The following is a 19,689-nucleotide window of genomic DNA, read 5'->3' on the forward strand; positions in this document are numbered from 1 at the left end:
ATTCAGCGCATTGCGGCACCAGCCCGCTCCCCCACCCGGCCTCCCACCGGCAGTATTCTATGGGAGGCCGGGTGGGGGAGCGGGCTGGTGCCGTCTCGAAATGCGCTCTTCCGCGCATTTCCAATCGGGCTCTTAGCCCTCTCCCACTTTTGCGGGAGAGGGCTAGAAGAAAAAAGCCACCCATCGGCACCCCTCCCCGTCCCGCACGGCCCGGGCCGCCGCGGCGGATGGGAAAAACGCCGGCGGCGTCCGGTCGGCGGACGAGGAGGGGCACCGCGGCGGCGCAGCGCCCGCAAGGGCGCGCCGCAGCTCGAAGACCCGATCTGGAATTTGCCCGAAAGACCCTCCGGGAAAGGCACGCAACCACACACCGCACGCCGGCGACAACACCGGAACCCGGCGCCAGCGGACGCGGCAACGCCGCAAATGCAGCAAAAGGGGGCCGGCATCGCTGCCAGCCCCCGTGTCGCCGGACTACGGCCATTCGCCCGGACGGGCAGCCTGGCCTGGTTTCGGCGGCTCGCTCGATCCGCGCCGGCAAGGGCGAGCGGACCTGGCGTTTGGTCACCGGGGCCGGCCGTTTTCCGCTCCCGGGGGGAGCTTCGGTCGCCGGCCTCGGCGGCCTGCCTCTCCGGCTGCCCGAGAGCAGCCTTCGCGACGGGTTGCGGACACCTGATCCGATGCGTTCCGGCGTTCAAGCTCGGCTTGCGCTCCGCTTTCCTGCCTCCAGCGTCGGGCTCCCTTGCGGGAACCTTTGGCTCGCGTCGGGCCTCCTTGCGGAGACCGTCCGTCCGCTTCGGGCCCCCTCGAAGACCCTTCCGCTCGCATCCGCCCCCTTGCGGGGGCATCCGCCAGCATCCAGACCCCTGTCGGGGACCATCGGCCTGCTTCCAGCCCTCTTGCGAGGACCTTCTGCTCGGGAGCCTCCACCGCCCCTTGCGAGGCGCTTTCGGCCGGACGTCGGTCCCCTCTCGAGTTCCTCGGTCCGCACCTCGCTCGATGCTTGCGCACCGAATCCGGCGTCCCGGCTCGCGCCGGGGTATCCTACCGCTCCAGCCGCTTCGCCACCGGGGTGGCTACACGCTGAATTGGCTCGTAAGCCCTTGGTTTCGCTCCGGTTTCCCTCGGCCTCACCGCCTTCTTACAGTTGTGAGACTGTCATCGAATCCGGGTTCGGGGAAGCGGCAAAATGGCGCCTCGACCCTGTTGATATTGTGGATAACGGGGATAATCGCCAACCTCAGGCCGCGCCGGGAGACCAGTCCGGCGCGGCGAGCTCGAACCCGGCGAAGTCGAATCCGGGCACGACGATGCAGCTCACCAGCGCCCAGCCGGCGCGCGCCTCGGCCGCCTGCCAGGCGCCTGCGGGCACGCGGAGCTGCGGCGCTTCGCCGGCGAGCACATCGGCGCCCAGCGCCATGGCACCGGGCTGTGACACTTCGGTGTCGGCGATCGACAGGGTCACCGGGCTCCCCGCGTGCCACAGCCAGATCTCCTCGGCGTCCACCCGGTGCCAGTGCGAGCGCTGACCCTGTTCGAGCAGGAAATGGATCGCAGTGCCCGCCGACCGCTCGCCGGGTGCCGCACCGGCGCGCCAGGTCTCGCGATACCAGCCTCCCTCGGGATGCGGCGCCAGCCCCAGCGCCGCGATGATCTTCTTCGCTTCCGCCACGCCGTGTCCTTTCTGCCACGCTTGCCATCGTTGTTTCATGTTCATGCAACCTCCGCCGCGCGGCCAACGTTGCCCTCCCTGATCTTGCCGCGAAAGTGGCCATCCGAAGGAGTAAGGACAATGCGTACCCTGATGCTCGCGCTGGGCGCTGCGGCGATGGCGGTTCCCGTCACCATGGCGCTGCCGACCGACCAGGCCCAGGCCCAGTCGCGCCACCACCATGGCAAGAGCTATCGCTACAAGGAATGGCGCGGCCGCGACGGCCGGCTCTATTGCCGCAAGTCGAACGGCACCACCGGACTCGTGGTCGGCGCGGCGGCCGGCGCACTGCTCGGCCGCTCGATCGACACGCATGGCGAGCGCGGCACCGGCACGATCCTCGGCGCGGTCGCCGGCGGCCTTGCGGGCCGCGAGATCCAGCGCAGCAACAGCAGCCGCCGCTGCCGCTGAGGCTGGCTAGCACCGCATTAACCGGGCGCAGTCTATAGGCTGCGCCCATGCTGCGCGTGCTGACCCTGTCGACGCTGTTCCCGGCCGCGACGATGCCGAACTTCGGCATCTTCGTCGAACGGCAGGCGCTCGCGCTGGCGAAGCGCGACGACGTCGAGCTGCGCGTGGTCGCCCCGCGCGGTCTGCCGCCTTGGCCGCTCTCTCGCCATTCGCGCTACCGCCCGCTCGTGGACCTCCCCGAGCGCGAGAGCTGGAAAGGCCTGGAGGTCTACCGCCCGGCCTTTCTCAACATCCCCGGTTCCGGAGGCCGCCACCACGCCGCCATGCTCGTCCGCGCGCTCGAGCCGCTGCTCTGCCGCATCCGCGACGACTTCCCCTTCGACCTGCTCGCCGCGGAATTCTTCTTCCCCGACGGCCCTGCAGCCGCCGAGCTCGGCCGGCGCCTGGGCGTGCCGGTCTCGATCACCGCGCGCGGATCGGACATCCATTATTGGACCGCCCAGGCCGCGGTCCGCCCGCAGATCGTCGCCGCCGGCCAGTCCGCCGCGCGCCTCGTCGCGGTCAGCGATGCGCTGCGCGACGATATGGCCGCGCTCGGCATGCCGCGCGACCGCATCGATTCGATCATGACAGGCATCGACCTCGATCGCTTCAACCCGCGCATCCGCTTCTCGGCGCTTCGCGAGTACAGCCACAGCGGCCAGCTCGTCGCGTCGATCGGCGCGCTGATCCCGCTCAAGGGGCATGAGATCGTCATCCGCGCGGTGGCGGCACTGCCCGGCGTCAAGCTCTGGATCCTCGGCGACGGGCCCGAGCGCGCGGCGCTGGGCGTGCTGATCGCGAGCCTCGGCGTCGCCGACCGGATCAAGCTGTGGGGCCCCGTCTCGGCCGAGGAAGTCGCCATGGTCGCCGCGCTGGCCGACGTGATGGCGCTCGCCTCGGAACGCGAAGGGATGGCCAATGCCTGGGTCGAGGCGCTCGCCAGCGGCACGCCGATCGTGATCCCCGATGTCGGGGGCGCGCGCCAGCTGCTCGAGGGGAAGCCGCAGGCCGGAACGATCGCCGCACGCACCCCCGAAGCCTTCACCCGCGCGATCACCGCGCTGCTCGCGGCCCCGCCGGATCGCGCCGCGGTCCGCGCCACGGTGGATGGCTTCGGCTGGGAAGCCAATGCCGCGGCGCTGGTGTCGCACTATCGGTCGGCCATCGACGCATCGGCAGGGATGGCAAATCTGCATAAATTCGCGTAAAAGAAGGATTATTACACTTTTGTGACATCAACGCGAGGAAGGATGGCGGCCCCGATGGCGAAGAAGGACAGCGAGCAGCATCTCCCCAAGCGCCTGGCTGGCGTGAAGATCCCCAAGTCGGTGCGCGAGGGGTTGGTGAAGCTTGCCCAGAACCCCGTCGTCGCCGATCTCCTCGCTGCCGGCCTGGTCGCGCTCGCCGCCAAGCTGCGCGACGATTCGGGCGAGAAGCCCGCACCCAGGGCCAAGGGCAAGGCCGCCGAGCCCAAGGACGCCGTGCTCGAGGCGAGCACCGAGATCGCCACCGCGGTCGCGGCCAAGGCCGTCACCGCGGCGCGCAAGGCAGTGAGTACCGAAGCCAAGCCCGCCACCAAGCCCAAGGCGCCCGCCAGGAAGCCGGCCGCGGCCAAGCCCGCCGCCGCCAAGAAGGCCCCGGCCAAGGCACCGGCGAAGAAGCCCGCTGCCGCCAAGCCGGCTGCCGCGCCCAAGACCCCGCGCCGCCGCGCTCCCAAGACGGCTGCCTGATCGCCTGCTAAGCTCCCCGCGCCGCGTTCGTCCGCGGCGCAGGGGGCAGCATGACCGACGCGCATCACGAATCCGAACCGCATGGCCCGGGCCATGCGCTTGAGCGGCTGATCTTCTTCTCCGACGCCGTGTTCGCGATCGCGATCACCCTGCTCGTCATCGAGCTGCGCTTCCCCGAAGTCCACCAGCCCGCAAGCGATGCCGACTATCTGCGCGCGCTTGCGCGGATGGTCCCGAACTTCGTCGGCTTCCTCGTCTCCTTCTTCGTGATCGGCGCCTTCTGGATGGGCCATCATCGCGCCTTCGATTGCGCGCGGCACTGGAGCCCGAAGCTGTTCATGCCCAATCTGATGCTGCTCTGCGCGATCGCCGCGATGCCCTTCTTCACCGCATTGTCCTCGGAACACTGGGCGCAGCGCGTGCCGATCATGCTCTATTGCGGCTGGCTGCTGGTGATCGCGCTGCTCAACATGCGGCTCCAGCGCATCGTGACCTCGCCGCCAGTCGCCTCGGCCCGGATCGCGCCGGCGCTGCGGCGGATGATCCGCCATCGCGGCCTCTCGGTGGCCCTCGGTGCGGCGACCGCGCTGGCGGTCAGCTATTTCTATCCCTGGCTCGGCCAGATCATGCTGCTGTCGATCCCGCTCTGGCGCCGGCTGCTCGGCGCGCTTCCGGACCCCAGGGCTCAGCCGAGCGGGTAGAAGGCGCCCGCGATCCAGCGCCCCTCGGCGCGCAGCACGCCCCAGGCGCGCGCCGCTGCGCGGCTGTCCATCGCCTCGACGCCGATGCCCTTTGCGTTCAACGCCGCGACGAACGCGGGCGACGGCCGCACCAGCGTGGGCCCCGTGCCGAGCAGCAGGAATTCGGGTGCCGGCTCAAGCGAGAGCAGCGCCGCAACATCGCCCTCGTCCAGTGCGCTCACGGGCGGTGGGCTCCAGCCCTCGACGCGCTCGGGACTGATCAGCACCGCCGCGAACATCAGTTCGTCGACGCGGAAGCCGCCGCCGGAGAAACCCGTGATCACGGGCCCCTCGGCGCGCCGGCGCTCGATCTTCATGGAGTCAGGGCCCGACGCGCTCGGCGCCGGACGCGATCGACTTGTCTTCCTTTTCGGGACGGAAGCCGGGCTTCAGCCCCAGCGTGATCAGCAGCGAGGAGGAGACGTAGATCGACGAATAGGTACCCACCACGATGCCCAGCATCATCGCTGCGGTGAAGCCGCGCAGCACTTCGCCGCCGAAGATCAGCAGCGAGGCAAGCGCAAGCATGATCGTCAGCGAGGTCATCACGGTACGCGGCAGCGTCTCGTTGACCGAAAGATCGATCAGCTCGCTCATCCCCATCTTGCGGTATTTGCGCATGTTCTCGCGGATGCGGTCGTCGATCACCATCTTGTCGTTGATCGAATAGCCGATGATCGTCAGCACCGCCGCAACGATGTTCAGGTCGAACACCAATTGCGTGAGCGCGAAGAAGCCGAGCGTCATCAGCACGTCGTGCAGGATCGCCACCGCGGTCGAGACGCCGAACTGCCATTCGTAGCGCAGCCAGGAGAAGATCGCGATGCCGACGATCGCGAGCAGCACCGCCAGCGCACCGTTCTGCACCAGCTCGCCCGAGACCTTGCCCGAGACGGTGGTGTAGTTGGAGAAGGTGGCACCCGGGAACTTCGCCGCGAGCGTCGCCTTCACGGCCTCGACCATCTTGTTGGTCGCATCCGCATCGCTGCTCGCGGGCACCGGCAGGCGGATCGTCACCGTGTTGGCGCCGCCCAGCTGCTGGAGCGCGGGCTCGCCATAGCCCAGGTGGCTCACCGTCGAACGCACCTTGTCGAGCGCCGGCGGACTCTCGAACTTCTCCTCGATCGAGACGCCGCCGACGAAGTCGACGCCGAGGTTCAGGCCATGCAGCCCGACCAGCGCGATCGCGCCGAGGGTCAGCGCCGCGGTGATCGCGAAGGCGATATGGCGAATCCGGACGAACCCGATGTTGGTGTTGTCCGGAATGATCTTGAGCAACCGCATGGTTCGCGTCCGATTCAGATGTGGATCTCGGTGGGGCGGTTGCGCCGCACCCAGATCGAGACGAGCATGCGCGTGAACACCACGGCAGTGAAGACCGAGGTCGCGATGCCGATCAGCAGCACCACCGCGAAGCCGCGCACCGGGCCCGAGCCCAGGATCATCATGATCACGCCAGCGATGGCATGCGTCACATTGGCCTCGAAGATCGTGCGGCTGGCTTCCTTATAGCCCAGCTCGATCGCCTGGAGAACGCTGCGCCCGCGCCGTCGCTCCTCGCGGATGCGCTCGTTGATCAGCACGTTGGCGTCCACCGCGGTTCCGATCGTCAGCACGAAGCCGGCGATGCCGGGCAGCGTCAGCGTGGCGTGGAGGAAGCCCATCACCGCCAGGATCACCAGCACGTTGATCACCACCGCGAAGGTCGCATAGATGCCGAAGCGGCCATAGGTGAGGATCATGAAGGCGATCACCGCGACCGTCGCGATGATCGAGGCCTTGATGCCCGCCTCGATCGAATCCTTGCCGAGCTCGGGGCTCACCGTCGATTCCTGCACCACCTTGAGCGCGATCGGCAGCTTGCCCGAGCGGAGCGCGATCGCCAGCTCGTTGGCGCTGTCCACCGTGAAGCCGCCGCTGATCGAAGCGCGTCCGCCTAGGATCGGCTCGTTGATGTTCGGCGCCGAGATCACCTTGTTGTCGACGATGATCGCGAAGGGCTTGTTGACGTTCTGCGTGGTGATGTCGGCGAAGCGCTTGGTGCCCACGGCGTTCAGGTCCAGCACAACTTCCGGTGCCCCCGTCTGCTGGTTGAACGACTGCGACGCGGCGGTGAGCATGTCGCCGGTGATCATCGCGTTCTGGAAGACGACGACCTTGCCGTTGCCGTCCGCCATCGGCAGGATCTCGCTGTCCTCGGGCGCGATGCCCTTCTCGACGTCCGCGGCGGTCGCCTGGGTGTTGACCAGCTTGAACTCGAGCTTGGCGGTCTTGCCGATCAGCGCCTTGAGCGCGGTCGGGTCCTTGAGCCCCGGCACCTGCACGACGATGCGGTTCGCGCCTTCGCGCACCACGGTCGGCTCCAGCGTGCCGAGCCCGTTGATGCGCGTCTCGACGATCTCGCGCGCGTCGTCCATCGAGCGCTTGACCAGCCGCTCGAGCCCGTCCTGCGTCGGAGTCAGCACGAAGCGGCTGCCGTCGACCACCTGGATGTCCCAGTCGCGCTGGTTAGTGCCGGTCTGGTCGTTGATCAGCGGGAGCAGCCGCTCGCGCACTTCATCGACCTTGCTGGCGTCGCTCACCAGGAAGCTGACCTTGCCGTCCTGCGTCGAGATGTCGCTGATCCGGATCTTCGGATCGCGGTTCAGCGCGGCGCGGACCTGCTGCTTCATCGTGTCGACGCGCGCCTTGGCCACGCCCGACAGGTCGCCCTCGAACAGCAGATAGCTGCCGCCGGCGAGGTCGAGACCCAGGTTGATGCTCGGCGTCCAACTCGGCCAGCCGGCACGCGCCTCGCGCGGGACGAAGCTCGGGATCGAGCACAGGATCAGCAGCAGCAGCCCGAGGCTGATCGACGCCACCTTCCAGCGCGGGAAGTCCAGCATCAGTCGTTCGCAGGCTTGGCGCCGCCCGAAGCCATGACTTCGGCGAGCGTGCTCTTTACGGCGCGGACCTTCACGCCCTGCGCGATCTCGAGTTCGACGTATTTCTCGTCGACCTTCACGACCTTGCCGACGATGCCGCCGGCGGTCACCACCGAATCGCCCTTCTTGACCGCGGCGACGGCGTCCTGGAGCGTCTTCATCCGCTTCTGCTGCGGACGGATCATCAGGAAATAGAAGGCCACGAAGATCAGGATCAGCGGCGCGAGGCCGAGGATGCCCCCGGTGGGATCCGCGGCGGCGCCTGCGGTCTGGGCATAGGCTGGGGTGACGAGCATGGGTTCCCTGGAAACCTGGAGGTGCGGCGGGTTCGGGCCCGCCAGCTTCAAGCGGCGCGCGCTAACACGCGCTTTGCCCGCGTGCAACTCCCGCCCCTTGCTGCCGCCCGATACATCGGGTGCGGAAAGCCGTGCCGCAAGTGGCTTGCATCCGGCCCCCGACCGGCCTAGAGGGCCACCCCTCGGTCGGGGTGTAGCGCAGCCTGGTAGCGCATCACACTGGGGGTGTGGGGGTCGCAGGTTCGAATCCTGTCACCCCGACCATTTCCGTCGTCTCCCCAGCGACGGACGGCGGCGGGCCGGGCCCGCCGCGCCGCCTTACCGCTTCAGAACCGCACGCGCATCCCCGGCACCACCTGGGGCTCGAAGATCGCGCTCGTCGCGTTGACGAACCAGCTCGCCACCACGGTCAGCACCACCGCGCAGAGCACGGCGACGACCACATAGGCGATCGCCTTGTCCTGCGGCGCACGCATCAGGATCGGCAGCCCGACATAGAGAAGGTAGAAGCTGTAGAGCCCGAGCACGCCGAGCACGCCCAGCCCCGGCACCAGCCCGAAGATCCCCGTCAGCCACGCCGGGATGAAGCTGAACACCGCGAGCTTGGTCGCCGCGGTCATGTCCTTCTGCCCGCCGAAATTGGGCGCGAGTTCGCTGATCACCAGCGCGAGCGCCACGACCATCACCAGCCCCATCACCCAGCCGATCGCCGCGCTGGCGACGGCGAAGGGCAGGATCGAGCTCATCGGAATCTCGACGCGGATGCCGAGGTTGCTGTAGCCGAACACGAGCTGGCGCAGCATGTTCGCGATCGGCCCGATCGCCGCGAGCGGCGCGGCCCAGCCGATCAGCATGCCCTGCACCGTCATCGGCTCGGCGGCGATCGCTTCGAATTCGTGCTTCGGTTTCGTCAGGATCGCGATGATTCGGCCGATCATCCCGTTCGCAGCTGCGACGGGGGGTTCGCTAGCCATAGGGTCCTCCCAGTTTCTCACCGGCGTTACGCCCGGGGCCAGGGGGAGAAGCGAAGCGATTGCAGCGCGGCCACCCCCACCCCATATCCCGCCGCATGAGCGGGAATGAAAAGATGCCGGCATGGCATGGTACTACGATTCTGTCGGTTAGGAAGAGCGGCAAGGTGGTCATCGCCGGCGATGGGCAGGTGACCGCCGGCCAGACGGTGATGAAACCCAATGCGCGCAAGGTGCGTCCGCTGGGAGACGGCAAGGTGATCGCGGGCTTCGCCGGCGCCACCGCCGATGCCTTCACCTTGTTCGAGCGGCTCGAGTCGAAGCTCGAGCGCCACAGCGGCCAGCTGATGCGCGCCGCCGTGGAGCTCGCCAAGGACTGGCGGACCGACAAATACCTCCGCAACCTCGAGGCGATGCTGATCGTCGCGGACAAGGACGTGACTTTGGTCGTCACCGGCAACGGCGACGTGCTCGAGCCCGAAGGCGGTGTCGCCGCGATCGGCTCGGGCGGCAACTTCGCCCTCGCCGCGGCACGCGCGCTGGTCGACTATGAGTCGGATGCCGAGACGATCGCGCGCAAGGCGATGGGAATCGCCGGCGAACTCTGCGTCTACACCAACGACCGGCTGACCGTGGAGATGCTCGACAGTGCGAGCTGAACCTGAAGCCCCTCCCCTTCAGGGGAGGGGTTGGGGTGGGGCCTGTGAGTCTCACCGAGCCCAACGCCCAGATCGACCGCCCCACCCCCAACCCCTCCCCTGAAGGGGAGGGGCTTGAGAGAAAGAAATGAACGACAACCTCACCCCCAAGACCATCGTCGCGGCGCTCGATGCGCACATCATCGGGCAGAAGGACGCCAAGAAGGCCGTCGCGGTCGCGCTGCGCAACCGCTGGCGCCGCCAGCGGCTCTCGGCCGACCTGCGCGACGAAGTGACGCCCAAGAACATCCTGATGATCGGGCCCACCGGCTGCGGCAAGACCGAGATCAGCCGCCGCCTCGCCAAGCTCGCCGACGCCCCCTTCGTGAAGGTGGAAGCGACCAAATTCACCGAGGTCGGCTATGTCGGCCGCGACGTCGAGCAGATCGCCCGCGACCTCGTCGAGGAAGCGATCCGGCTCGAGAAGGAGCGCCGCCGCTCGGCAGTCAAGGACAAGGCCGAGGAGGCCGCGATGCAGCGCCTGCTCGACGCGCTCACCGGCAAGGACAGTTCGACCGCGACCCGCGAAGCCTTCAAGCAGCGCTTCGCCGAGGGCAGCCTCGATGATGCCGAGATCGAGATCGAGCTCGAGCAGGCGCCGCAGATGCCCTTCGAGATGCCCGGCGGCGGCCAGGTCGGCATGATCAACCTCGGCGAGATGATGGGCAAGGCGTTCGGCGGCGCGCCGCTCAAGCGCCGCAAGCTGAGCGTGCGCTCGGCATGGGACAAGCTGGTCGAGGAAGAGGCCGACAAGCGCCTCGACCAGGACGAGGTCAGCCGCCAGGCGCTGGCCGATGCGGAAGCCAACGGCATCGTCTTCCTCGACGAGATCGACAAGATCGCGGTGTCGGACGTCCGCGGCGGCTCGGTGAGCCGCGAGGGCGTCCAGCGCGACCTGCTGCCGCTGATCGAGGGCACCACCGTCGCCACCAAGTACGGCCCGATGAAGACCGATCACATCCTCTTCATCGCGAGCGGCGCCTTCCATGTCGCCAAGCCCTCGGACCTGCTCCCCGAGCTCCAGGGCCGCCTGCCGATCCGGGTGGAACTGAAGGCGCTCACCGAGGAGGATTTCGTCGCGATCCTCTCGGACACCAAGGCGAGCCTGGTGCAGCAATATGCCGCGCTGCTCGGCACCGAGGGCGTGTCGATCGAGTTCACCGACGACGGCATCCGCGCAGTGGCGAAGATCGCCGCCGAAGTGAATGCCGAGATCGAGAACATCGGCGCGCGCCGGCTGCAGACGGTGATGGAGAAGCTGCTCGAGGAAGTCAGCTTCGACGCCGAGGATCGTTCGGGCTCGACGCTGATGATCGACGCGGCCTATGTCGACAGCCAGCTCGCGAGCGTGGCGCGGAATACGGACCTCAGCCGCTACGTGCTATAGGCCGGGCAGCCCCCTCCTTTCCCGACCCCGCCCTCTTCAGCCTGGCCGGGAAACGGTACCCCCTCCCCATCCCCCGACCCGCCTGATAGCCTCCGGGGATCGACTCGATCCCCGGGGGAATCCAGCCACATGCACAAGCTCGCCTTCGCACTCCTGCTGTCCGCCTGCGCCACGCCCGCCTTCGCGCAGGGCGAGACCCCCGCGAGCCCCACCCCGCCCGTCGCCGCGCAGAAGCCGCACGAGGTCAAGGCGCCCTTCGGCGCCGCGCGCAACGACGAATATTACTGGCTCCGCGACGATACGCGGAAGAACCCCGAGATGCTCGCCTATCTCGCCGCCGAGAACGGCTATGCCGATGCGGTGATGGCGCCCACCAAGCCGCTGCAGGAGAAACTGTACGGCGAGATCGTCGGCCACATCAAGCAGGACGACAGCAGCGTCCCCTTCCGAAAGCACGGCTATTATTACTACAGCCGCTTCGACGCGGGCGCCGACTATGCCGTCTTCGCCCGCAAGACCTCGCTCGCCGCGGGCACTACCGAGCAAGTGATCCTCGACGGGCCCGCGATGGCGAAGGGCCATGGCTTCTTCCAGATCGGCGGCTGGGCGGTCAGCCAGGACAACGCGCTGCTCGCCTGGGCCGAGGATACCGTCGGCCGCCGCCAATATGTGCTGCGCTTCAAGGACCTCGCCACCGGCAAGTTGCTCCCCGACACGGTCGAGAACATGCAGGGGGCCCCCGTCTGGGCCGACGACGGAAGGTCGGTCTACTACGTCGACAAGGATCCGGTGACGCTGCTCAGCAAGCGGATCAAGCGCCACGTCCTCGGCACCCCCGCGAGCGCCGACACCATCGTCTTCGAGGAGAAGGACGAGAGCTTCTACATCGGCATCGGCCGCACCAGCGACGACAAGTTCATCTGCATCGGCGAGGAAGCGACCGTCAGCAACGAGCAGCGCTGCACCTCGGCGGCGAAGCCCGGCGCCTTCACGATCGTCGCCCCGCGCGAGCGCGATTTCCGCTATTCGGCCGATCACATCGGCGGCCGCTGGATCGTCCGCACCGACTGGAACGCCAAGAACTACAAGCTGATGCAGGTCGCCGACGCCGATGCCGCCAAGGGCCGCGCGGCGTGGAAGGATCTGGTGCCGGCCAGCGACACCGTCTTCATCGAGAATTTCCAGTCCTTCGAGGGCTTCCTCGCGATCGAGGAGCGCTCGGGCGGCAACAAGCGGCTGCGCATCCTCACCGACGGCGGCAAGTCGAGCTTCGTCGACGCCGACGAGCCGGCCTATTCGATGGGGCTCGGCATCAATCCCGAGATCAAGACGCCCTGGGTGCGCTACACCTATGACTCGCTGGTCACGCCGACCACCACCTATGAAGTCAACGCGCTGACCGGCGAGCGCCGCGTGCTCAAGGTCCAGCCGGTCCCGGGCTACGACCCGGCCAAATACGTCACCGAGCGCGTCTGGGCGCCGGCGCGCGACGGGACGAGGATCCCGGTGAGCCTCGTCTATGCCAAGGGCTTCAGGAAGGACGGCACCGCCGCGCTCTTCCAGGAGGCCTATGGCAGCTACGGCGCCTCGACCGACCCGGACTTCTCGGTGATCAACCCGAGCATGCTCGATCGCGGCATGGTGGTGGCGATCGCGCACATTCGCGGCGGGCAGGAGATGGGCCGCGGCTGGTATGACGACGGGCATCTTCTCCGCAAGAAGAACAGCTTCACCGACTTCATCGACGTGACGCGCTATCTCGTCGCCCAGGGTTATGCCGCGCCGGGGCGAGTCGCCGCGCTGGGCGGCAGCGCAGGCGGGCTGCTGATGGGCGCCGTCGCCAATATGGCGCCGAAGGACTATGGCGCGATCGTCGCGCAGGTCCCCTTCGTCGACGTGGTGACGACGATGCTCGACGCGTCGATCCCGCTCACCACCAACGAATATGACGAATGGGGCAACCCTGCCGAGAAGCAATATTACGACTATATGCTGAGCTATTCGCCCTACGACAACGTAGCCGCCCAGGAATATCCGGCGCTCTACGTCTCGACGGGGCTATGGGACAGCCAGGTGCAATATTACGAGCCGACGAAGTGGGTCGCCCGCCTGCGCGCGAAGAAGACCGGCGGCGAGCCGCTGGTCTTCCGCGTCAACATGCAGGCCGGGCACGGCGGCAAGTCGGGCCGCTTCGAGCGTTACCGGATGAACGCCGAGTGGCTCGCCTTCGTGCTCACCCAGCTCAAGGTGCCCGAATGACCGGACCGTCTCCCCTTCCCAAAAAGGGAGGGGAGGCACGTCATCCCTTGCGATACGGCGTGAACTTGCCCAGCCGGCACGGCGCCGAGGGAATCCCGCCGCCGAACGGGATCACCCGGAAGCGGTCGTTGTGGCAGATCTGCCCGCCGTGGATCTCGATCGCGATCGTCTCGCTGGGCTTCAGCGAGGGACAGTCGCCGATGATGTCGTTGCGCCACACGGTGCGGCCGACTTCGCTGTAGAGGACCGTCTTGCTGTCGATGATCTCGGGACCCGAGGTGAAGCTCGCCGAGATGCATTCCTCCGCCTTGCCGGCGGTACGCCCCTCGAGCGCCTTGGCGAGCGCCAGGTCGGACTTGGAGGGTTCGCTCTGCATCGCCGTGCTGGCAGTGCATCCGAGCAGCGCCGCAAGCGGCAGGGCCATCAGTCGCATCATGGTCAGTTCCTCCCCTTCTCTTTGGTGTAGGGCACGAATTCGCCCAGCGAGCAGGCGCCGGTGAAGAAGCCGCCGCTGCGCGATCGCGTCTGGATCATGTCGCCCTTGCAATATTGGTGGATCGGGCTCTTCCACACGATGATGTCGTCGCGGATCAGGCCGTCGCAGCCGGCGTTGGTCCGGTTCACCCAGAGCTTGCTGCGGCCCTGCACATAGACGATCGTGTCCTTGTACTTGCGGGTATAGGTCACCTGGTCGGGATTGATGCAGCTGGTCGGCTTGCCCGCGGAGAGTCCTTCGAGCGACTTGGCGAGCTCGGCCGCCTGGCGTTCCTCGACGCGGCTCTGGCCGGCGGCGCCCAGCGAGCCGGTGAGCACCGCTGCGATCATGGCGATACGGATCATGGCTTCCTCCTGACTCGCCCCGGTGCGCGCGGCGCGCACCTATCCCCTGAACGCATCCTTGCCAGCGCGCCTTTCTGCAAGCTGAACGGCGTCGCGCGCGCGCATGAAAACATTGGTGTCGAGCTCGGCGGCGATCGTCGTCGGCACCGTCGCCTCGCCCGCCGCGCGCATCCGGTCGACCTCGGCCATCCGCGCGCGGATCGCTTCGTTGTCGGGTTCGGCGACCAGCGCGAACCGCCCGTTCGACTGGGTATATTCGTGCGCGCAATAGACTCGTGTCTCGGGCGGCAGCGCCGCGAGCCGCTGCATGTTGGCGAACATCTGCCCGGCCGTCCCCTCGAACAGCCGCCCGCAGCCCATGGCGAACAGCGTATCGCCCACGAACACCACACCGTCCGCGGCGAAGTGATAGGCGATATGCCCCGCGGTGTGCGCCGGCACCTCCATCACTCGCGCGACATGCGCGCCGAGCCGCACTTCGTCGCCTTCCTTCACCAGCCGGTCGGCCGTCGGGATGCGCTCGCGCTCGGCGGCAGGCGCGATGATCTCGCAGCCCGTCCGCGCCTTGATCCCGGCGTTGCCGCCGGTGTGGTCGGGGTGCCAGTGCGTGTTCCAGATCGCCGTGATCGGCCATCCACGCGCATCCGCAGCCTCGAACACCGGCTCGGCCTGGGCGGGATCGACCACCATCGTCTCGGCGCTCTCGGGATCGTGGACGAGCCAGATGTAATTGTCGCTCAGCGCGGGAATGCGGACGATCTCGAGCTCAGCCATGGTCGGTATCTCCCAGCGCCGCCCGCGCTTCGGCGGCGAGCGTGCGCGTCAGTTGTTCGGCGGGCATCACGCGGGCCTCGGCCGCGCGCGTCCCCGCCCAGAGTGGCGAATAATCCCCGCGCCCGTCGGCTTCGGCCTTGGCCCGCAGCGGTGCCAGCGCAGTCGAGCCGTGCGGGAAGGCCGGCACCGCGGCGTTGACCGGCCCGAGCTCGCGCATCAGCCGGTTGCGGATGCCGCGCGCCTCGCGGCCCGAGAAGAGGTTGGTGAAGGCGGTATCGCGCGATCCCTCGGCCCCGATCAGCGCGCGGAACGGCGCCGGGATCCGGCTCTCGGGCGTCGCGAGATAGGCGGTGCCGAGCTGCGCCATCGCCGCGCCGGCCCGCAGCGCCGCGGCGATCCCCGCGCCGTCGACGATCCCGCCCGCCGCGATCACCGGCACGTCCATCGGCTGGGCAAGCAGTTCGGCGAGCGAAACCGGCACGTGGCGCTCGCCGAGGAACCAGCCCGAATGCCCGCCCGCCTCGGCACCCTGGGCGATCACCGCGTCGACGCCTTGCGCCGCCAGCCAGTGCATCTCGGCCCGCGTCGTCGCATTGCCGAACACCTTCGACCCAGCACCGCGGACCCGCGCCAGCAGCGTCGGCTCCGGCAGCCCGAAGTGGAAGCTCACGATCGCGGGCCGCACCTCGGCCACCGCCTCGGCCATCGCCGCGTCGAACGGCCGGCGCAGCGCCGGCGGCGGGCCGGGCTCGACGCCCTCCTCGGCATAATAAGGCGCGAGCAGCGCGCGCCACGCACGCTCGTCAGGCGCCGGCTCGGGCAGCGTGTGGCAGAAGAAATTGAGGTTGAGCGGCCCGGACGCCGCCGCGCGCACCTCGGCGACCTGCGCCCGCACTTGCTCGGGCGTCAGCATCGCGCAGGGCAGCGAGCCCACCGCCCCGCCACGGATCGCCGCCACCGCCAGCGCCACCCCCGCCGCGCCCGCCATCGGCGCCGCCACGATCGGCACCGCGGCGCCGAGTCGGTCGAGGAAGCGCTGGCTCGGCCAGTTCACCACACGCCCGTGTTCGGCATCGAGGTCCAGGGCTCGGCGGGCTCGAGATGGCCGTCCTGCAGCAGCTCGATCGAGATGTCGTCGGGCGTGCGGACGAACGCCATGTGCCCGTCGCGTGGCGGGCGGTTGATCGTCACGCCGGCGTCCATCAGCCGCTGGCAGGTCTCGTAGATGTTGTCGACGCGATAGGCGAGGTGCCCGAAGTTGCGCCCACCGCCATAGGCCTCGCCGGCGCTGCCGTCCTCGGCGGGCCAATTATAGGTCAGCTCCACCTCGGCCTGCGCACGTTCGCCGTCGGCGGCGATGTCCTCCGGCGCGGCGAGGAAGATCAGCGTGAAGCGCCCGCGCTCGCTCTCCATCCGCCGGACTTCCTTCAGGCCCAGCAGCTCGAAGAAACGGATCGTCGCATCGGGATCGGTGACGCGGATCATCGTGTGGAGATATTTCATCGGCAGCCTCCTCGAACGTGCCGCCGAGATAGGCGCAGGCGGGCGATTCGCCTACTCCCCGCCCCCCTCGCGGCATATGTCCGCTGTGTTTCTACGGGATTGGCACGATCAGGCTGGATGATAAGGCGAAATCCTCCGCAAATCCCGAGGCGATTGTGAGTGCAGCGAGCGCCGATGCCGGATTCCGATCCGCCCCAGGCCTGAGGGCCGTGGCCGAGGCGCTGCTCGTCGCGCTCGTCTTCGGCGCGCTCGCCTCGATCAGCACCGTGCTGACGCTCGACACCGCGCACATCGCCGCGCTCTGGTTCCCCAACGGCGTGCTGCTCGCCGCGCTGCTTTGGCGCCGGGGCGAGCATCTCTGGCTCTACGTCCTGCTGTGCATGATCGCCAACGTCACCGCGGGGATCGCCGCCGGCGGCGTGCCGTGGCGCGCGGCGGGGCTCAGCGCCTGCAACATGTTCGAAGTGACGCTCGCCGCACTGGTGCTGCTCGGCCGCGCGCGCCGCGTGCCCGATCTCGGCACGCCGAGCGACCTGCTGCGCTTCGTGGGCATCGCCGGCGTGTTCGCCCCCGTCTTCACCGGCGTGGTCGCGGCGATCATGGTCGCCGATCCAAGCCCTTCGAGCTTCGTCACCACCTGGGCGGCCTGGGCGCTTACCGACGGGCTCGGCAATCTCATGATCACGCCGATCCTGCTCGTGCTCGCCAAGGCGCTCCAGACGCGGACCCGCGTGACGCGGCACGATGTGATCCACTGGACCGCGATCCTCGGCACGGGCACCTTGCTGACGCTCGCGGTGTTCAGCCAGCAGCGCTACCCGATGCTGTTCGCCGCCGCGCCCTTCGTGCTGCTCGCCGGCTTCCGCCTGGGGATCTCGGGAGCAGCGGTCTCGACGCTGATCGTCACGGCGATCGCCTCGATCGCGACGGGGCTCGACCATGGCCCGATCCACATCGTGCAAGGGCCGTTGCGCGAGAAGATCTTCGTGCTCCAGGTCTTCCTGCTCACCACCTTCGCCTCCTCGCTCCCCTTGGCCGCCGCGGTCCGCGAGCTGCGCGGCACGCGCGAGGCGCTCGCCCAGGGCCGCGACCTGCTGCGCTCGACGCTCGACACGATCCGCGAAGTGGTGTTCCGCACCGATGCCGAGGGCCATTGGACGCTGCTCAATCCCGCCTGGACCGAGCTGACCGGCTATCCGGTCGAGCAGTCGCTCGGGCGCAACTGGCGCGAATGGCTCGCCTCCGAAGTCCAGGAGGGCGCCGATTCGATCCTCGAGCCGCTGCGCACCGGCGAGCGCGACCATATGCGCTTCGACCTCCCCTTCGTCCGCGCCGACGGCGTGCCGCGGATCGCCGAGGTCAGCATCCGCCCGATGCACGCCCCCGACGGCACTTATACCGGCATGAGCGGCAACCTCCGCGACGTGACCGACCAGCGCGCCGACGCGCGCGCGCTCGTCGAGAGCGAGCACCATCTCCAGCTCTTCGCGAGCAACGTCTCCGACGCGGTGTTCCGCCTCGCGCTCGACGGCACCTGCCTGTTCGTCACCCCCTCGGTGCGCGACGTGTTCGGCTACGAGCCCGAGCATGTCGTCGGCCGCAACATGCTCGCGCGCTTCCATCCCGACGACCGCGGCATGGTCTCCGAAGGCTTCGGCCGCATGGCGATGGGCCAGCTCGACCGCGCGGTGATCACCTATCGCGCGCGCCATGCAGTACGCGAAGGCTGGGTATGGATCGAGGCCAGCAGCCAGCTTGTCCGCGAGGCCGTCACCGGCAAGCCGCTCGAGATCGTCTCCTCGCTGCGCGACATCAGCGCGCGCAAGGCGCTCGAGGCCGAGCTCGAGCGCGAACGCGAGCGTGCGGAGAGCGCCGCGCTCGCCAAGTCGCGCTTCCTCGCCAACATGAGCCACGAGCTGCGCACGCCGATGAACGGCGTGCTCGGCTTCGCCGACCTGCTGCTCGACGGCAACCTGCCCGACGACGAGCGCGACTATGCCCGGCTGATCGCCGAATCGAGCCGCGCGATGATGCGCATCCTCAACGAGATCCTCGACCTCTCGAAGATCGAGGCGGGGCAGATGGCGATCATCGACGAATCGGTCGAGCTGCCGCACGCGCTGATGCGCTCGGTCGAGCTGTTCGAGGCGGTGGCCAAGCAGAAGGGCATCGCGCTCAGCGTCGCGCTCGCGCCCGACTTGCCGCGCTGGATCCACGGCGACGGGCTGCGGCTGCGCCAGGTGGTCACCAACCTCGTCGGCAATGCCGTCAAGTTCACCAACGAAGGCAGCGTCCAGGTCGAGGCGAAGGCCGATTATGCCGGCTTCGAGCCGCGCCTCCTCGTCTCGGTGCGCGACACCGGCATCGGCATCGCGCCCGAGCGGCAGGAGATGATCTTCGCCGAATTCGTCCAGGCCGACGAGGAGACCGCACGCAACTTCGGCGGCACCGGCCTCGGCCTCTCGATCGCCGACCGGCTCGTGCACCTGATGGGCGGCGAGATGACGCTCGAGAGCGAGCTGCGCAAGGGCTCGTGCTTCACGCTCATCCTGCCGCTCGTCGAGGCCGAGGCGCCTGCGCCCGCCCCTGCCGACGCGCCCGAGACGCCCGAGACCGGCCCGATGGCGGCGCGCGTGCTCGTGGCGGAGGACAATGCGATCAACCAGCACCTCGTCCGCGCGGTGCTCCGCCAGCTCGGCGTCGAGTGCGAGATCGCCGCCGACGGCACCGAGGCGATCGCCGCCGTGCTCGCCGCCGAGGCCGAGGGGCGCGGCTACGACCTCGTGCTGATGGACCTGCAGATGCCCGAGACCGACGGCTTCGAGGCGGTCCGCCGCATCCGCGAGGTCGGGATCGCCCCCGAGCAGCTGCCCGTGGTCGCGCTCACCGCCAACGCCTATCAGGAGGACATCCAGGCCGCGCTGCTCGCGGGGATGCAGGGCCATCTCGCCAAGCCGATCGACATCACCGCGCTCACGCGGATGCTGCGCCGCTGGGTCCGCATTCCCGCGGTCGCGATGGCGCCCAACCTCGATCCCGCGCTCGCCGAGCTCCGCCCGCAGTTCCGCGCGCGCATGGTCACGCTCGAGGCGATGCTCGCCGCGGCGGTCGACGCCGGCGACGACCATGACTGGAACGACATCCGCGGCCACAGCCACCAGCTCGCGGGCACCGCGGCGATGTTCGGCTATCGCACGCTCGGCGACGCCGCGCGGATCGTCGATCGCTACATCTTCGAGGAAGCGCAGGACGGCGCCTTCGCCGCCAGCCTCGCCTTCCTCCGCGCCCGCCTCAACGAAGCGCTGGCCGCCGAAGGCTGACTCGCCTGCGTTCGGGGCCGCTGCTATCGCTCGGTCCGGATCGGGGCATCCACCCCATCGGTCGTCATCCCGGCGAAAGCCGG

19 protein-coding genes and 1 tRNA gene are annotated in these 19,689 nt (G+C 68.7%); 9 read left to right on the forward strand and 11 right to left on the reverse strand.

Features of this window, described 5'->3' with window-relative positions:
* Nucleotides 1–1,240: 1,240 nt before the first annotated feature.
* Nucleotides 1,241–1,711 carry a cupin domain-containing protein gene (locus J7495_RS11665; RefSeq protein ID WP_294056677.1) on the reverse strand — a complete coding sequence of 157 codons (471 nt, stop codon included), beginning with the start codon at nt 1,709–1,711 and terminating at the stop codon, nt 1,241–1,243.
* 81 nt (nt 1,712–1,792) lie between these two features.
* On the opposite strand from J7495_RS11665, the gene J7495_RS11670 reads away from it, so the two are divergent.
* Genes J7495_RS11670 through J7495_RS11685 form a run of 4 tightly spaced genes read left to right on the forward strand, consistent with a single transcriptional unit; the run spans nt 1,793 to nt 4,595 of the window.
* Nucleotides 1,793–2,122 (forward strand): glycine zipper 2TM domain-containing protein, encoded by a 330-nt coding sequence (locus tag J7495_RS11670; protein WP_294056678.1) that lies wholly within the window; start codon nt 1,793–1,795, stop codon nt 2,120–2,122.
* A 47-nt stretch (nt 2,123–2,169) separates the two neighbouring features.
* A complete protein-coding gene (locus J7495_RS11675) occupies nt 2,170–3,372 on the forward strand; it encodes a glycosyltransferase (RefSeq protein WP_294056679.1) in 1,203 nt (400 codons plus the stop codon).
* Nucleotides 3,373–3,426: 54 nt separating this feature from the next.
* Nucleotides 3,427–3,894, forward strand: coding sequence for a hypothetical protein (locus J7495_RS11680; RefSeq protein WP_294056680.1), 468 nt, complete (start codon nt 3,427–3,429; stop codon nt 3,892–3,894).
* 50 nt (nt 3,895–3,944) lie between these two features.
* Entirely contained in the window at nt 3,945–4,595 is a 651-nt protein-coding gene (locus J7495_RS11685; RefSeq protein WP_294056681.1) for a TMEM175 family protein, read from the forward strand.
* On the opposite strand, the gene J7495_RS11690 is transcribed toward J7495_RS11685, so the two are convergent.
* Genes J7495_RS11690 through yajC form a run of 4 tightly spaced genes read right to left on the reverse strand, consistent with a single transcriptional unit; the run spans nt 4,580 to nt 7,905 of the window.
* Nucleotides 4,580–4,951 carry an Mth938-like domain-containing protein gene (locus J7495_RS11690; protein WP_294056682.1) on the reverse strand — a complete coding sequence of 124 codons (372 nt, stop codon included), beginning with the start codon at nt 4,949–4,951 and terminating at the stop codon, nt 4,580–4,582. The two genes, J7495_RS11685 and J7495_RS11690, sit on opposite strands and share 16 nt — an antisense overlap.
* 4 nt (nt 4,952–4,955) lie before the next feature.
* Complete coding sequence (gene secF / locus J7495_RS11695; protein ID WP_294056683.1) at nt 4,956–5,918, reverse strand: protein translocase subunit SecF; 963 nt, start codon at nt 5,916–5,918, stop codon at nt 4,956–4,958.
* Nucleotides 5,919–5,932: 14 nt separating this feature from the next.
* Complete coding sequence (gene secD, locus J7495_RS11700; protein WP_294056684.1) at nt 5,933–7,519, reverse strand: protein translocase subunit SecD; 1,587 nt, start codon at nt 7,517–7,519, stop codon at nt 5,933–5,935.
* Entirely contained in the window at nt 7,519–7,905 is a 387-nt protein-coding gene (yajC, locus tag J7495_RS11705) for a preprotein translocase subunit YajC (protein WP_294056685.1), read from the reverse strand. The genes secD and yajC overlap by 1 nt, the downstream gene beginning before the upstream one ends.
* A gap of 136 nt (nt 7,906–8,041) precedes the next feature.
* Between yajC and J7495_RS11710 the strand changes: the two genes are divergently transcribed.
* Nucleotides 8,042–8,118, forward strand: a tRNA-Pro gene (locus J7495_RS11710).
* 62 nt (nt 8,119–8,180) lie between these two features.
* Here the strand turns inward: J7495_RS11710 and J7495_RS11715 are convergent.
* Entirely contained in the window at nt 8,181–8,828 is a 648-nt protein-coding gene (locus J7495_RS11715; RefSeq protein ID WP_294056686.1) for a Yip1 family protein, read from the reverse strand.
* 95 nt (nt 8,829–8,923) lie between these two features.
* Between J7495_RS11715 and hslV the strand changes: the two genes are divergently transcribed.
* The 3 genes from hslV (at nt 8,924) to J7495_RS11730 (ending at nt 13,169) form a co-directional block, all read left to right on the forward strand.
* On the forward strand, nt 8,924–9,484 hold the full coding sequence (gene hslV, locus J7495_RS11720; protein ID WP_294056687.1) for an ATP-dependent protease subunit HslV: 561 nt from the start codon (nt 8,924–8,926) through the stop codon (nt 9,482–9,484).
* Between the two features lie 127 nt (nt 9,485–9,611).
* The gene (hslU, locus tag J7495_RS11725) at nt 9,612–10,910 is read left to right on the forward strand and encodes an ATP-dependent protease ATPase subunit HslU (protein WP_294056688.1); all 1,299 of its coding nucleotides are present in this window, start codon (nt 9,612–9,614) and stop codon (nt 10,908–10,910) included.
* A gap of 129 nt (nt 10,911–11,039) precedes the next feature.
* Nucleotides 11,040–13,169: a S9 family peptidase gene (locus J7495_RS11730; protein ID WP_294056689.1), complete on the forward strand. Its 2,130-nt coding sequence runs from the start codon at nt 11,040–11,042 to the stop codon at nt 13,167–13,169.
* Between the two features lie 40 nt (nt 13,170–13,209).
* Here the strand turns inward: J7495_RS11730 and J7495_RS11735 are convergent, their stop codons facing one another.
* The 5 genes from J7495_RS11735 to J7495_RS11755 are packed head-to-tail and all read right to left on the reverse strand — an operon-like array spanning nt 13,210 to nt 16,286.
* Nucleotides 13,210–13,605 carry a DUF6491 family protein gene (locus J7495_RS11735; RefSeq protein WP_294056690.1) on the reverse strand — a complete coding sequence of 132 codons (396 nt, stop codon included), beginning with the start codon at nt 13,603–13,605 and terminating at the stop codon, nt 13,210–13,212.
* A 2-nt stretch (nt 13,606–13,607) separates the two neighbouring features.
* Entirely contained in the window at nt 13,608–14,009 is a 402-nt protein-coding gene (locus J7495_RS11740; protein WP_294056691.1) for a hypothetical protein, read from the reverse strand.
* Nucleotides 14,010–14,048: 39 nt separating this feature from the next.
* Entirely contained in the window at nt 14,049–14,783 is a 735-nt protein-coding gene (gene gloB, locus J7495_RS11745) for a hydroxyacylglutathione hydrolase (RefSeq protein ID WP_294056692.1), read from the reverse strand.
* Nucleotides 14,776–15,837, reverse strand: a complete 1,062-nt coding sequence (locus J7495_RS11750) for a nitronate monooxygenase (RefSeq protein ID WP_294056693.1) — start codon at nt 15,835–15,837, stop codon at nt 14,776–14,778. The genes gloB and J7495_RS11750 overlap by 8 nt, the downstream gene beginning before the upstream one ends.
* The gene (locus tag J7495_RS11755) at nt 15,834–16,286 is read right to left on the reverse strand and encodes a VOC family protein (protein WP_294056694.1); all 453 of its coding nucleotides are present in this window, start codon (nt 16,284–16,286) and stop codon (nt 15,834–15,836) included. The genes J7495_RS11750 and J7495_RS11755 overlap by 4 nt, the downstream gene beginning before the upstream one ends.
* Before the next feature lie 209 nt (nt 16,287–16,495).
* On the opposite strand from J7495_RS11755, the gene J7495_RS11760 reads away from it, so the two are divergent.
* Nucleotides 16,496–19,606, forward strand: coding sequence for a PAS domain S-box protein (locus J7495_RS11760; protein ID WP_294056695.1), 3,111 nt, complete (start codon nt 16,496–16,498; stop codon nt 19,604–19,606).
* Nucleotides 19,607–19,689 lie beyond the last annotated feature (83 nt).

The sequence above is a fragment of the Sphingomonas sp. genome (assembly GCF_017745215.1).
Taxonomy (GTDB): domain Bacteria; phylum Pseudomonadota; class Alphaproteobacteria; order Sphingomonadales; family Sphingomonadaceae; genus Sphingomonas.

Coding starts and splice junctions, on each gene's coding strand:
- J7495_RS11715 (WP_294056686.1), bottom strand. CDS start 8,828: ATGGCTAGCGAACCCCCCGTCGCAGCTGCGAACGGGATGATCGGCCGA.
- hslV (WP_294056687.1), top strand. CDS start 8,924: ATGAGCGGGAATGAAAAGATGCCGGCATGGCATGGTACTACGATTCTG.
- J7495_RS11755 (WP_294056694.1), bottom strand. CDS start 16,286: ATGAAATATCTCCACACGATGATCCGCGTCACCGATCCCGATGCGACG.
- J7495_RS11740 (WP_294056691.1), bottom strand. CDS start 14,009: ATGATCCGTATCGCCATGATCGCAGCGGTGCTCACCGGCTCGCTGGGC.
- secF (WP_294056683.1), bottom strand. CDS start 5,918: ATGCGGTTGCTCAAGATCATTCCGGACAACACCAACATCGGGTTCGTC.
- J7495_RS11735 (WP_294056690.1), bottom strand. CDS start 13,605: ATGATGCGACTGATGGCCCTGCCGCTTGCGGCGCTGCTCGGATGCACT.
- hslU (WP_294056688.1), top strand. CDS start 9,612: ATGAACGACAACCTCACCCCCAAGACCATCGTCGCGGCGCTCGATGCG.
- J7495_RS11665 (WP_294056677.1), bottom strand. CDS start 1,711: ATGAAACAACGATGGCAAGCGTGGCAGAAAGGACACGGCGTGGCGGAA.
- J7495_RS11680 (WP_294056680.1), top strand. CDS start 3,427: ATGGCGAAGAAGGACAGCGAGCAGCATCTCCCCAAGCGCCTGGCTGGC.
- J7495_RS11670 (WP_294056678.1), top strand. CDS start 1,793: ATGCGTACCCTGATGCTCGCGCTGGGCGCTGCGGCGATGGCGGTTCCC.
- gloB (WP_294056692.1), bottom strand. CDS start 14,783: ATGGCTGAGCTCGAGATCGTCCGCATTCCCGCGCTGAGCGACAATTAC.
- J7495_RS11685 (WP_294056681.1), top strand. CDS start 3,945: ATGACCGACGCGCATCACGAATCCGAACCGCATGGCCCGGGCCATGCG.
- J7495_RS11675 (WP_294056679.1), top strand. CDS start 2,170: ATGCTGCGCGTGCTGACCCTGTCGACGCTGTTCCCGGCCGCGACGATG.
- J7495_RS11690 (WP_294056682.1), bottom strand. CDS start 4,951: ATGAAGATCGAGCGCCGGCGCGCCGAGGGGCCCGTGATCACGGGTTTC.
- J7495_RS11730 (WP_294056689.1), top strand. CDS start 11,040: ATGCACAAGCTCGCCTTCGCACTCCTGCTGTCCGCCTGCGCCACGCCC.
- secD (WP_294056684.1), bottom strand. CDS start 7,519: ATGCTGGACTTCCCGCGCTGGAAGGTGGCGTCGATCAGCCTCGGGCTG.